Source organism: Burkholderia sp. ABCPW 14, assembly GCF_001523835.1.
In the GTDB taxonomy this organism is placed as follows: domain Bacteria; phylum Pseudomonadota; class Gammaproteobacteria; order Burkholderiales; family Burkholderiaceae; genus Burkholderia; species Burkholderia mayonis.
Window position 1 is genome coordinate 1 of record NZ_LOVS01000137.1, and the last position, 12,716, is coordinate 12,716.

General features: G+C 57.3%; 10 protein-coding genes and 2 pseudogenes. 4 read left to right on the top strand and 8 right to left on the bottom strand.

Going from position 1 to position 12,716, the window contains the following annotated elements; translation table 11 throughout:
• Positions 1-637 precede the first annotated feature (637 nt).
• The 3 genes from WS62_RS21230 (at position 638) to WS62_RS21240 (ending at position 2,141) form a co-directional block, all read left to right on the top strand.
• Positions 638-1,537 carry a rolling circle replication-associated protein gene (locus tag WS62_RS21230; RefSeq protein WP_066574907.1) on the top strand — a complete coding sequence of 300 codons (900 nt, stop codon included), beginning with the start codon at positions 638-640 and terminating at the stop codon, positions 1,535-1,537.
• Positions 1,538-1,620: 83 nt separating this feature from the next.
• Positions 1,621-1,857 (top strand): hypothetical protein, encoded by a 237-nt coding sequence (locus WS62_RS21235; protein WP_066574910.1) that lies wholly within the window; start codon positions 1,621-1,623, stop codon positions 1,855-1,857.
• The gene (locus tag WS62_RS21240) at positions 1,845-2,141 is read left to right on the top strand and encodes a type II toxin-antitoxin system RelE/ParE family toxin (RefSeq protein ID WP_197422891.1); all 297 of its coding nucleotides are present in this window, start codon (positions 1,845-1,847) and stop codon (positions 2,139-2,141) included. The genes WS62_RS21235 and WS62_RS21240 overlap by 13 nt, the downstream gene beginning before the upstream one ends.
• A gap of 1 nt (position 2,142) precedes the next feature.
• Here the strand turns inward: WS62_RS21240 and WS62_RS37520 are convergent, their stop codons facing one another.
• Both WS62_RS37520 and WS62_RS21255 read right to left on the bottom strand, forming a co-directional pair.
• Positions 2,143-2,379, bottom strand: a complete 237-nt coding sequence (locus tag WS62_RS37520; protein ID WP_066574912.1) for a hypothetical protein — start codon at positions 2,377-2,379, stop codon at positions 2,143-2,145.
• 1,264 nt (positions 2,380-3,643) lie between these two features.
• Positions 3,644-3,958: a hypothetical protein gene (locus WS62_RS21255; protein ID WP_066574918.1), complete on the bottom strand. Its 315-nt coding sequence runs from the start codon at positions 3,956-3,958 to the stop codon at positions 3,644-3,646.
• Positions 3,959-4,198: 240 nt separating this feature from the next.
• On the opposite strand from WS62_RS21255, the pseudogene WS62_RS21260 reads away from it, so the two are divergent.
• A pseudogene (locus tag WS62_RS21260) lies at positions 4,199-4,650 on the top strand (IS3-like element ISBvi3 family transposase); the annotation flags it as partial.
• 777 nt (positions 4,651-5,427) lie between these two features.
• On the opposite strand, the gene WS62_RS21265 reads toward WS62_RS21260, so the two are convergent.
• The 6 genes and pseudogenes from WS62_RS21265 to WS62_RS36750 form a co-directional block, all read right to left on the bottom strand.
• The gene (locus WS62_RS21265) at positions 5,428-6,927 is read right to left on the bottom strand and encodes a TolC family protein (RefSeq protein ID WP_231748369.1); all 1,500 of its coding nucleotides are present in this window, start codon (positions 6,925-6,927) and stop codon (positions 5,428-5,430) included.
• Positions 6,917-8,341 (bottom strand): HlyD family type I secretion periplasmic adaptor subunit, encoded by a 1,425-nt coding sequence (locus tag WS62_RS21270; protein ID WP_066574926.1) that lies wholly within the window; start codon positions 8,339-8,341, stop codon positions 6,917-6,919. The genes WS62_RS21265 and WS62_RS21270 overlap by 11 nt, the downstream gene beginning before the upstream one ends.
• A 27-nt stretch (positions 8,342-8,368) precedes the next feature.
• A complete protein-coding gene (locus WS62_RS21275; protein ID WP_066574930.1) occupies positions 8,369-10,498 on the bottom strand; it encodes a type I secretion system permease/ATPase in 2,130 nt (709 codons plus the stop codon).
• 88 nt (positions 10,499-10,586) lie between these two features.
• Entirely contained in the window at positions 10,587-11,564 is a 978-nt protein-coding gene (locus tag WS62_RS21280) for a hypothetical protein (protein ID WP_156441070.1), read from the bottom strand.
• Positions 11,565-11,765: 201 nt separating this feature from the next.
• Complete coding sequence (locus WS62_RS21285; RefSeq protein ID WP_156441071.1) at positions 11,766-12,227, bottom strand: hypothetical protein; 462 nt, start codon at positions 12,225-12,227, stop codon at positions 11,766-11,768.
• A 384-nt stretch (positions 12,228-12,611) separates the two neighbouring features.
• Positions 12,612-12,716 (bottom strand): annotated as a pseudogene (locus WS62_RS36750) (IS5/IS1182 family transposase); the annotation flags it as partial.

Genomic DNA, 12,716 nt, shown 5'->3' on the forward strand with positions numbered 1-12,716 from the left:
GCGGGGCTATCAAAGGCAGAAGTGGTCGAGCGCTTGGCGTATTGGGCTGACGAGTTGATGCTCGGGGCGTTTGAGTACGACACGGACGGATTTAATCGTTATCTCGATCGCGGGCGTAACGAAAAATTGGGCGTCTAGCGTCGGGAGTGTCCGGCCGAGGCCGAGGCGGCGTAGGGCGACGGCGGCAATGCGAAGTCCTGGCCTTTGTCGCGCGGCTCAGCGCGGCCCGCCGGACCGAGTAGCGGGTAATCGCGGGGGCGGGGAGCGGAGGCGCTGCGGCGGTGGCCCCTCCATTCTGCAAGGCACTGCGCGGGGCGCTTCCGGCGCGATAGGGGCGGGCGTAGGCGGTTCGGTGGCGAGGGGTTGGGGGTTGAAGTGCGCGGGGCTCGCCCAGCGCAGCAGAGCGCGCAGGGCGGGCCGCGCGCAGCGCGGCCCCTAAACTTGTATCTCTAACACTTAACGGAAACAGCTCACGTTGACGCCTGGAACAAGCGTGAGAAAAAGAAAAGCCCGGCAATCGTTCGCAGCGATCCCGGGCCGTGATCGACATCGGATATACGAGGTATCCAACGTGGATGAGGCCATTGTAGGACAGGAGGCGCGTTCGTTCCAAAGTCTTGTGAACGATGCTGGTTCAGTGCAGGCGTTGAACCGGTCGCGTTGTGACGGCACATCGCCATTTGGAGAGGCGGACTATTCGCCGTTCAGTGACGAGTACATCGTGCGCACGCAACGTTTCGAGGATGGGCAGCAGGAGGTCGTGGCGTTCAGCGTGGCGGTGCGGCGGCACTTTCACGAGCTGCGCTTGCGTCCGCGTGGCCTTCGGGGAAAGCGCGTGGTTCTGGAAGGCGAGACGGAAGGCGATGTAGCAAGGAAGTCGGAGAAATCGCTTCGCACGTCGATCGAGCGATCGAAGCGGATGATTCGGAAGCGCTGCAAGGCGATCCGCGCCGATCGTATGTTGACGCTCTCGACGCGGGCGAACGAGGGGCGTATCGAAGTGTGGGCGAAGTGGTGGGACGAGTTCCGGCGACGGTTGAACAAGTTGCAGGATTTTCACTACGTTGCGGTGCTCGAACGGCAGCAGCGCGGCGCATGGCATATCCACGTGGCCGTGAGCGGTCGGCAGAACTGGAAACTGTTGCGCTCGATCTGGCTGTCGGTGATCAACAAGGCGGGAACTGATGGTGCGGTAAACGACAGCACGCGTGGATTCGGCAAAAACGGCTTTTTCCGGCGGATCGGTGGCAAGGGCCGGGCAATGCGGCATCGGATTGCAACGTACATCGCGAAGTATGTCGGCAAGGATGCTGACGCGTCGACGTTCAACAAGAAGCGCTATTGGACGAGCAAGGGCATTGTCGTGCCCGAAACGACGACCTATGCCCACTTGGGCGCGGAGTCCGGCGCGATGGATGCAGTTGTGGCCGCGCATCGGTGCGTGCTCGAGCATGGCGCGACGTGCGACGGGGCGCAGTTCTATTGGAATCAGGGTGTGGGGGTGTTCTGGATGGCGACAGGGAACGTTGACGGCTGATAGGGCTTCACGAGCGCTGGTGCGAAGTGTGATCGACGCCCGGGAAGGCATTACAATAGATCAGCCAAAATTAGGGGAAGCATATGCTTACGGTAACTTTGCCCGCCGAGCTGGAAACCGCCATTGTGACGGCGGCGCATCGGTCGGGCCAATCTGTCGATGAATACGCGGCGGCGGTTTTCGCTGACGCCTTGTCGCTCGAAGTGGATCGTGCGCGGCTGGATTCGTACCTTGCTGGAACGCCGGGTGTGCCGCACGAGCGGGTTAGCAAGTGGTTGGAGGATCTCGCATCAGGGAAGCGCACTGAATGCCCGCGCTGATTTGGCACCCGGATGCGGTAGACGATGTTGAACGGTTGCACGATTTTCTTGCCGCGAACAGTGTTGCGGCTGCGAGCCGTGCGGCTCAGGTTATCCGGGCGGCAGGCTATCTAATTGCCGAAAATCCCGGTCTGGGCACGCCTCGCGCCGAGTTTCGTGAGTGGGCGGCTAAGTTTGGTCGAAGCTCGTTTGTGCTTAGGTACGCGATTCTGGGCGACGGCGACGTGCTCGTAACCCGGGTATGGCATAGCCGCGAACTCCGCTCGATCGCTGGCGAAGCATAATTTACATAACAAGGCAGCGGCCGCTTAATTCATGAGGGTATTTGCCGATAAGTCGGATGAATACTTTCATGGGTGCAGGATGAAGCAGCTTGAACTGTTGGACCGACCGGAGCTGTCGGAGCAAGAACTTGTCGATGTCGCACGCGACATTCGAAATCTCTATTGGACCATCAGGAATACCCGGCGCGGTCTTCAGGACGCCCAGCGCCGGCGCGTGTATCGCCGGATCGAGGTCCATAAAAAACGCCTGCTCGTGGCAGGCGTTCCAAAGGCGGAGATTCTAGGCTTGCTACGCTGTTGCCGGGCGAGCCATTGCAAAGAGCAAGGCTGCTTTGATTGCCCGAAGAACCGCCCGGAAACGAGGGGTTCGTCGTGATGCGAAAAGTCGATAATTGATATTATGTCAAATTATATGCGTAGGCTGACCGCGACGATTCGGGTAATCAAAGCAGCCCAGTTCCTGACAGTGACGCGTCCGGCAACAGCGTAGCAAGCTCAACACGACCTCCCTCGACACGCCTGCCATGAGCAGGCGTTTTTTATGCTCCGCAATCTTGTAGTACACACGTCGTCGCTTCGCGGCGCCGAGTGTTGCGGACCACCCAATCAGCGCGGGCATTCGGTACGATTTCCTGAAGCAAGTTCAATCAACCACGTGCGAGCACGGTCATGCTGCACCACCGGCGTACCGGAAAGATACAAATCGAGTCGCGCCCGATCCATTTCGAGCGGCAAAGCATCGGCGCAAACGGTCGCCACATATTCGTCAACGGACTGGCCTGACCGGTGTGCCGCCGGAACGATGGCGGCCTCCACCCTACTTGGAGAATTTGTAGGCTCTACGCCACTGGACGGAGGGCTTTGCCTGCACGGCCTCGAGATACGCGGATAGTTTCTCGAATTTCTTTCCCTCGCGCTCAATGAGGGATTTGCTCTTGACACGACTGCTAATAGTGTGAAAACACTCCCCGTAGAACTCCCTGACTTGATCTGGCAGTTTCGGCTTATAGCCCAACTCTGCCTCCAAAAAACGACGGCCACGGATTACCCACTCTCCACGAAATGGCGAGTAATCTCCTACTAGCAAGTCGACGCTCAATCCAGACCGTTCTCCAAGATTGAAACGACCCGAAGAAATCAGGCAAGTCACTTCGGGCGTTGCCGGCAAAATCGACGAGTACGCGCAAGCTAGATCTCGAGCGTGCTCCGGTGCGATTCCGCCGTGTTCGACAACGTGAATCAATATCGAACAGCAGTTCGCATTGCTGCCAGAGCCAATAGAGGTAGAACATCAAGAATCATGGCAACTGGATCGGCATAGCCCTGCAAAACACATAAAGATTAATTCAAAAAGTTATTTTAAATGGTGTTATTGTTTTGGTGAATTTCGATAACGCGGCCAATTCAGCCGCCGAATGTCTTGTTCGGCGGACTGCTCGAATGGACACCTTAAATATGTTCGATGCCGACGAGTGGACGCACGTATGAGTGACGCCGAATATTTACGGTTGAGAGGCCAACATGCTGGCCGCCTGCTCCGCAGGGACATGCGACGGCGATCCGCCTCCACCGCTTTCCGGTTGGAGAGTCGCGCTGGCCTGAATAATACTAGCCAACGCATTCCGCCCCTCATCGCCCATCGGACGGATTACTTCCCGCTCGAAATTTTGCAGCTGCTCCCCCGCCGGGCGAATTACTTCCCGCTCGAAATTCTGCAGCTGCTCCCCCGCCGGGCGAATTACTTCCCTCTCGAAATTCTGCAGTTGCTCCCCCGCCGGACGAATTACTTGCTGCTCAAATTTTTTCCAAAATCCCATCTTAATTCTCCGTTAAACAACCATATGTTAAAAACTGCCAAGGCTCGCCGCAATCTTGCGCCGCTTCATCACGAAGCGCGACCACGCTCGAACTTGGCCACGCTCCGCAGATATTTAATCGTCCCATTGAATCCATGCGCGCGCATCGGGAAAACACCCGAAACCCATAGACCTGTGATCCTGCCTCGAATCCAAGTACAGCAAGAGGTTTGATAATTTTTTGCGTGTACGGAGAGAAGCATGTCAGAGAAACGAGTGCCGAGAAGGCAATACACGCAGGAATTCAAGATGGAGGCGGTGCGGTTAGCCGAGAGCGTCGGCGAGCATGAGGCCGGTCGCAGGCTGGGTGTGCCGGTAGCCACGTTGGGCAACGGGTGCCGCGATCAGCGTAGTGGCAACGCGGACACGGCGGCAGGGCCGACTGCCAGCGCGCCGGTGTCCAGGCGTTGTCCGGTCAACGATATGGGAGCTGAGGTTAGCAGGCTGCGCAAGGAACTGGCCAGCGCGAAGCTGGACATCGAGATGCTTCGAAAGGCAACGGCATACTTCGCGAAGGGGGCGCGATGAAGTATGCGTGGATCGATCAGCATCGCGACCGCTACAGCGTCAGCCGGCTTTGCCGGGTTCTGGCAGTATCCCGCAGCGGCTATTGCCAATGGCGCGGCCGAGGGCCCAGTCGGCGGGCTCAGGCTACTACTGGCTGGCAGTCGAAATCAGTGAAACTTCTCGTTCCGCAGAAGACAAAAAATGAGATGCTGCAGGAGGTACGTCTTTATGAACAGCGCAAGCGTGAACGAGTAGATTTCCCTTACGAGCTACGGACGGAGCTACGAAGGGACCATCTGCTGGATCATCATACCCCTCAGCCCAATCATAACCTTTGGCCTTTGCCGACCGGTCAACGGAGCCGCGATACTTCCGCACGTCCCGAGATGGCATTATGCACTCTCGCGTATCAATGCACGCCTCCGCTATACTGACAACGTCATTAAATCGCACATGTTTTTTACTTATCGCCTTATTTCCAGAAGGCGGCAAGTGAGATTCGTTTCCGCTCCCCACAGCGGGGTCCGCCGAATTCAGGCCTGCCTGTCTTCTCTTAGGCGGGAGGGGCGGAGCACATTCCTGCTTCGTATCAGTTAGGCGTCGAATATGGGCAGGTGGCCACCCCATAGCAATCTTCGAAGGTATGAAAGATTGTCTTCTCCTTCTGAACGCAAAAATTGACGGCGGAGCTCATGGATCTCGCGGCATTTATCATTTATGAATTTGTCATAAAAGATTGTGTTATTTGAACTTTCGACTCGCATGAGTATTATTTCCTTAATATTTAAATGTTCGCTTTAAAGGTGGTAAATTATAGAAAAACAAATATATTAATTTGTCGCAACGCCGCTTCGGACACATCGCTACGGCTAGCTAACAATCGCATCCTGGCGCATGCATCTTGGATAGCCCTAACATGCCAATCAAACGCCCTCCCCTCGCGATTGCTCACTGCTCGTCAATCGCCACATTCCGAGCTTTCCGAGTTTCGCAGCCAGCTGTAGCCGGGCTGAGCGCCAATCGGTCAGTGCCTGAATCCGCTGCCGTTTCGCCTCGGCCAGCGACGATTGCGTATTCAGCAGTTCCAGGATATTACCCACGCCCATCTGATAGCGCTGCTGCGCCGCGTCGTATGAACGCAGGGCGATTTCTCGTAGCATCGCACTGTGTTCCAGGTTCTTCGTCGCGCTCTGTAATGCCTGATAGCCGATCCAGACATCGAGTCCGATCTGCTGACGTGCCTCGTCGAACGCCCCGCGCTGCCATTCGATTTGCGCATTTGCCTGGCGCACCTGATAGGTGCGCGCAAAGCCTTCGAAAATTGGAATCGTCAGCTGGAAGCCCAGGTACCATTCGCGACGGCTGGCAGGCAACACCGGGTAACCGAGTTGCAGGCTGGTGGGCTGGTTGTTGTAGTTGAATTGCGCAACTAAACTCAGCCGAGGCAGTCCCTCCGCACGGGTCTGATCGGCTTTCGCACGTGCGGCGTCGATTTGCGCCTGAGCCGCCGCGACGCTCGGGTGCATACGCTCTGCTTGCGCGATCAGTTCGGCCACGGATTCACCGAATTCGTTATCCGGTGCAACGCCGTCCCCCACATCCGGTAACGTGATCGCCGCATTCGGCGACAGATTCATATCCGACGCAAGCAAGCCCAGCGCGCTTTGCCATTCGCCTTCGGCCTTTGTGCGATTGACCACCGCCTCGGCATACGACGTCTGTGCCTGCAATTGATCGCTGATCGCCGCCACACCTTTATCGACTCGCGCTGAAGCGGCCCGTAAACTGTCGCGAGCCGTTTGCTCGACTTCTCGAGCAGTAGAAAACGCGCCTTGGGCAGCTTGCGCGGCATAATAATCTTTCGCGACCGTCGCGAAAACTGCTTCCAGCGTCGCCTGCTGATTGGCCTGCGCGGCGGCCAATAATGCCGACGCGTTGCGCAGTGCGGCCAACCGGCCGCCGAAGTCATACAGCACCCAGCTGAGCGATACACTAGCGTTCTGCAAATTCGTTCGGTAGTTCGAGTTGTATTGCGGATAACCGGCGATCTGGCTGGTCGTATTGTCCCTTGTACCTTGCCAGTTTCCTGTAAGCGTCGGTAAGAACCCGGCGCGGCCGGCGCCCACTGCGGCCGCCTGGATCTTGACGTTCGCCCATGCTTGCCGCGTTTTAGGGTGATTGCACAGCGCTCGCTCGATCGCATCCTGCAGCCGCAACGGGCTCGGCAACGCGTCGAACGTGCATACGCCAGCATGGCCATCGCCAACTGCGGTCGCCGCGGGCGTGGCTGAAACAGGCTGGCTAGTGAACAACGGATCCATCGCAAATATCGAACTAGCCGACAGACTAAGCGCACCGAGCAAACAAACGCACCAGACCGCATGTAAATTGAAATGCCGGGAAATCACCTTCTTATCGCTCACGTAAGCTCTCCTGCCCCGTCTGCATCACCGAATCCAGAAAATAACGTGCAACATTGCGCGTGCCGGTCTTAATTTCGGCCGTCACCGCCATCCCCGGCGTCAGATTGACCCACGTATCGTTCGTCCGAATCCGGTTGGTCGGCAATCGGATTCGCGTCACGAAAGTCAGGCCGCGCTTGCGGTCCTGGACTGCGTCGTTCGACACCGACTCGACCGTTCCCGTCAGAAATCCGTAGCGCGTATACGGAAACGCCTCGATCTTGACGATCGCCGGCTGACCGGCTTTCACAAAGCCGACGTCTTTGTTCTCCAGATTCGCCTCCACCTCGATCACGTCGTCCGGAACGATGTTCATCACGGGACTCGCCGCCGTCGCAACGCCGCCCAATGTATGGACGCGCAACTGCTGAACGGTGCCCGCCACGGGCGCAGTCAGGTTAAGCAGCTTCTGCCGGGTATCAGCCTTGGTCTCATCGTGGCGACTCTGCGCAAGTTGCTGGGTCGCCTTGTCGAGCAAGTCCAACTGCTGGCGCCGGAACTGCGATGTAATCGACGCGATCTCCGCGCGCTGCTGCGCGACGGCGGCCGCCATTTCACGGGCATGACTTCGCTGTGCAGCGAGTTCATGCTCCTGGCCAAGCGCCGTCTGCTCCTTGTCGAGATAATCACTCGTTGCGACGTATCTATCGCCGGCGAGTGAGCGGTAATCGTCCGCTTGACGCCGTGCGAGCGGAGCCGTCGCCGTCAGCTTGGCAATTTGCTGCGCGGTTGTGCCGAGCCCTGCTTCGCGCTTCATCAACTCAGCCTGCGCACTGCTCAATTTGTCGCGATACTCGTGATAGAAGCCTTCTGCAAGATGCTGGGCTTCGTGTTGTTGCGCTTCAGTCGCGCCGTCGACCTGGGCAACGACGGGCGCCTGGGCGTGCTGCTGTGCATCGAGTAACGTGCGCGCGCGCGCTGCGGCCAATGCGGCTTCGATCTTACTCAATCGTGCCTTGTCAGAATCTGCGGCGGCCTGCGTAGCATCCAATTCCATCAGCAACTGGCCCGCCGCGACCCGTTGCCCGTCACGAACGAGGATGCGGCGCACCACGCCGGTAATCGCCGGCTGGATCGTCTTGACCTGCTCGCGCGGAATCAGCTTGCCTGGCGCCGTGGCAACGATATCGAGTCGGCCAAAGCAAGCGACTAGCACCACGAGTATCCCGAGCGCGACGATCACACGCATGGTCCACAACGGCAGCGGATGAACCGGCGTCTCCACAAGCTCCAGATTGGCCGGCAAAAACGCCAACTCATGCGCGAGGCGCGTCTCGCCATCGAGCTCACGGCGGATCGCCCAGGATTCACGGATAACCGCCGCATACCGACTCAGCAAATCGCCGATCGCTTGCAGATGATGAATGAACTTCATAGTAAGAATCAGGAGAGATTTACGCGATCATGCGTTCTGCAGCGACAGCAAATGTGCGTAATAACCGTGTTTCTCGAGCAGTGCGTCGTGCGTACCGAATTCGACGATACGCCCCTTATCCATCGCGACAATATGGTTCGCGTGACGCACCGAACTGAGTCGGTGCGCGATGATAATAACGGTGCGGCCTTCACACATCGCCCGCATATTGCGCTGGATGAGATGCTCGGTTTCGAAATCAAGTGCGCTTGTCGCCTCATCAAAGATCAGGATGCGCGGATTGGTCACAAGCGCCCGTGCAATCGCGATCCGCTGCCGCTGCCCGCCCGACAGACTCGAACCTTGTTCACCGACGACCGTGTCGTAACCTTCTGGCAACTCGGAAATGAAATCGTGCGCGCCAGCCAGACGCGCGGCGCGCATCACGGCATCCAACGAGAGCCCTGGATCGGTCACTGCAATGTTTTCGCGGATCGATCGATTGAAGAGGATATTTTCCTGGAGCACGACACCGATCTGCCGGCGCAGCCATGCGGGATCGACAAGCGCTAGATCAATGCCGTCGATACGCACGCGCCCCTGCTCCGGTATGTAAAGACGCTGAAGCAATTTCGTTAACGTGCTCTTCCCGGAACCGGATCGGCCGACGATGCCAATCACTTCTCCCGCCGCGATCTCCAGTGACACGTCGTCGAGAATGGTCGGACCGTCCGGCCGGTAGCGGAAACGAATATGCTGAAAGCTGATTTCGCCTCGGATCGCCAGCAACGCTTGGCGGCTTTGCGGCAATTCGGAACGGGTGTTGAGAATGTCGCCGAGCCGGCTCATCGAAATACCGACCTGCTGGAAATCCTGCCAGAGCTGTGCGAGACGCAGCACCGGCGCCGCGACATGCTGCGACATCATATTAAACGCAATCAGTTGGCCAACTGACAGCTTGCCATCGATTACAAACTTGGCGCCAAGAAAAAGCGTGGCAAGTGTGACGAGCTTGCTAACCAGTTGAATCAGTTGCTGACCGATGCTGCCGAGTGTACTGACGCGAAAGCTCGCTGCTACATAGCCAGCAAGCTGATTGTCCCAACGACGGGTGAACTGCGGCTCGACCGCCATCGATTTGACAGTCTCGACGCCTGACACAGTTTCGACGAGGAACGACTGATTGTCCGCACCGCGCGCGAATTTCTCATCGAGGCGAGCGCGCAACGTCGGTGTGATTCCGATCGAGATCGCCGCATATACAAATAGTGAGGCCACGACGACAAGCGTCAACCAGACGCTATACATACACATCACAGCGATGAAAACAATCGAGAACAGGAGGTCGATCACCGCGGTGATCGCTTGGCTCGTCAGGAAATTGCGAATATTCTCAAGCTCGCGTACGCGAGCGGTAGTATCGCCGACGCGCCGCACCCCGAAATAGGAGCGCGGCAGCGCCAGCAGATGCCGGAACAATCGCGCACCAAGTTCGACATCGATGCGATTGGCAGTATGCGATAGCACATAGTTACGCACACCGGTGAGCAAGACCTCGAACACAGCGCTTACCAGCAATGCGATGCAAACGACATTCAAGGTATTGAACGCACGATTGACCAGCACCTTGTCCATCACGACCTGGAACATCAGCGGAGAGACAAGTCCGAATACCTGAAGTATTGCCGAGACCAGTAAGACTTCGAGCAGCAGCCGGCGGTATTTGACGACGGCCGGGATGAACCACGAGAAGTCGAAGCGCGCGAATTCGCCCGCGAGCGATGCGCGTGATGCGAAAAGCACTACATGGCCGCCGGAGCGAGCGATGACCTCCATCGACGGACAGATGCTCGGGCTGCTGGCGTCCGCCTCGAGAATCAGCGCTTTGTCTCCTTCGCAGCCAGCCAAAATAAAATGCTGTCCGTTCTCGTCGAGCACAAGCAGGGGCATCGGCGTTTTCGGCAGCCGCTCACGGGTCACCCGAACGCGGCGAGTCTTGAGGCCGAGCGAGCGTGCGGCCAGTTCGATATCTTTGGCGCTGAGCGGACCAGATCGTGCGCCAGCGGCGTGACTCAGTTGGTCGGCACTCGCTGCGATACCGTGAAATTGGGCAATTACGACGAGCGCCACAAGACCTGGGTCGCCCGACGCAGGCGTTTCGAGTTGGGATACGTTCATTCCAGCGGCATCGCCGACGTAGTTGCATCGGCGAATAAAAGAGCCGCCTGCAACCTAAGTTGCAGACGTAGCGAAGATTGGATAAAAACTAATGCTGACCGACAGCCAACTGATTGACAGCCAACAAAGTGGCGACCTCAGACTTCGAGAACCGTACTTCAGGGCAGGGGGCGTGCGACTCCGAAGATGCCGCTACTGAATCAATTAGAATCTGGCTCCTTCTAGCGGCGACCTCATTGGAGGACGACCGCTCCGCACCGCCGCCAATCAAGGGAAACTCGACCAGGTCCACGCTTGACCGTGACGTACCGGACATGCCCTCGCCAGAACTCGCCAAAACCTTGGCCTGCAATTCCGGCATTGACTTCAGCAAACCTCTGCCGCATGCATCACCGAGCACGCTCCTGTATGCCTCCCGCGTTGGGTCATCGCCATACTTCTCAACCACATCAAGACCCAACTCAGGGTGCCACCAACTCCCACCCTTGGCAGCCAGCCTCGCGCCCGCCTGCCTCGACGTCAGCAAGTTGCCTTTCCACGCGGAAATGATAACTTCCCCATATGACTTCACCGCTTCGGCTTGACAGCGTTTTATAGCCGGACGCAAGCCTTTGTCGAGAGCGACAATTAGCGCTTTACTCACCTTTTCTTTGCTCAGTTCTCCGCCCGAGAACAGCCAGCCATCCGGCTCGTGCAGCGCACCCTTGCTCCATGCTTGGCCGATAAGCTTGGCAGCGGCCACCACTACTTCGTGATTACCACGCTCCACAGCCATATCCAGGCGCATAAGGATACTGGTAAATCCGGTCACAACCGGACTCACCCCATCTTTGCAACCAAGCTTGCCCGAGTTCCACTTTTCAAGGATAACTTGCCCCCAAGCAGCTACCCCCTTGGCATCACCGTGCTGGAAAGCCCAGTCAAATCGCTTTAAGGTATCGTGGCCATCGATCAGATCAATGTTGACGCTATCCGTATCTGAGGTTTTTGACGGAAACTTGGTTCTTGGTCGAGGTATTGGATATGGAATCTCATTTGAAGGACGCCGATTATTATTCATAGGCATGGTTACGAGTCTCCCGCTATTTTCACCGCCCATCAAGAGATGCGATTACGTCTGATCGTGCGCGCACCTCCTGGGCAGTTAATGCTCTCATCAAATCGGGGCACACGCATCGGGCAAATACCTTGCATTCCATCGCCGCCTGCTCACGTTATCCGCAGCTGACGGAACTCAGATCGGCAGCCCGGCGGCCAGCATACAAGTTTAAAGATTGATCGTTTCTACATGACGTATCTTGTCACGGTTAAACAAGCAGATTTCTTGGCTGGTGCCATAGTCGGTTAATACGCCATCCAGGCCAAAGGCTTCGCGCGCGTCCTTCCAGTCATCGATTTCATCGGGAAACACTTGGTTGCCGAAGGAATCGAGTATCGCCAGCTTCAGCTTTTCAGTGGCTTCATACTTAAGCAGATATTTGCCGCCAGAGTAACCATAGGCGGCTTTACTGTCGCTGGCTGAAGTCAGCCAGATTGGAGCTCCGACGCAGCCGGTTTGTCCGGCCCCGCCATCGGTACCAGAATGGTTGCCATGATGCAGAATGGTGCCAGCTTCGACCTCTGCAGTCTTTTGATCTGCCCAGTCGAGCTTCTTGAAGTCTATGGCCCGTGTTTTCGGGGAATCAGGAGCATAGTTGCTGTAGTTCGGGGCGTAGTTACTGATTTTCATGATGGGTTCCTGAGATTGCGACTTTGAACTTTGACGGAGCGGCACGGCATCAATGAGCATGGCGAAGGCGGTGAAATGCAATGCAGCCGTGGGTTCGGGCAGCCGTTCGGCAATCCCGGGCGAGTCGTCGCAAGTGATTGCCCCCGAAACTGCGCTTGCCTACTTAGCCGCGCTGCGACAGAACGAAGCCCAGCTTCGCCTCCGGCAGCTTGATGCCTTGGAACTCGACACCGCTCGTCGCGAGCAGCCTGCAACGGTCGGCGACAGTGTCGCCATCCTGCCTGGCTGCCGCTTTAACAAAACGTGCATAACACGCCCCACCACTCACGGGTGGGAGGCGTTCATGTCATCTACTTCGAGCGCGACTTAGAAGCTGTTGCGAAATTAGTTAAACAGAGACTTTAGACGCGTCCAGCAAATCAAAGCGCAAGCCAGAGACATGAAGGCCTCGTGAACATGAGCATAGCGTTCGTAACGAATCTTGAGCCG

Coding starts and splice junctions, on each gene's coding strand:
- WS62_RS21235 (WP_066574910.1), top strand. CDS start 1,621: ATGCTTACGGTAACTTTGCCCGCCGAGCTGGAAACCGCCATTGTGACG.
- WS62_RS21240 (WP_197422891.1), top strand. CDS start 1,845: ATGCCCGCGCTGATTTGGCACCCGGATGCGGTAGACGATGTTGAACGG.
- WS62_RS37520 (WP_066574912.1), bottom strand. CDS start 2,379: ATGGACCTCGATCCGGCGATACACGCGCCGGCGCTGGGCGTCCTGAAG.
- WS62_RS21255 (WP_066574918.1), bottom strand. CDS start 3,958: ATGGGATTTTGGAAAAAATTTGAGCAGCAAGTAATTCGTCCGGCGGGG.
- WS62_RS21270 (WP_066574926.1), bottom strand. CDS start 8,341: ATGAAGTTCATTCATCATCTGCAAGCGATCGGCGATTTGCTGAGTCGG.
- WS62_RS21275 (WP_066574930.1), bottom strand. CDS start 10,498: ATGAACGTATCCCAACTCGAAACGCCTGCGTCGGGCGACCCAGGTCTT.
- WS62_RS21280 (WP_156441070.1), bottom strand. CDS start 11,564: ATGCCTATGAATAATAATCGGCGTCCTTCAAATGAGATTCCATATCCA.
- WS62_RS21285 (WP_156441071.1), bottom strand. CDS start 12,227: ATGAAAATCAGTAACTACGCCCCGAACTACAGCAACTATGCTCCTGAT.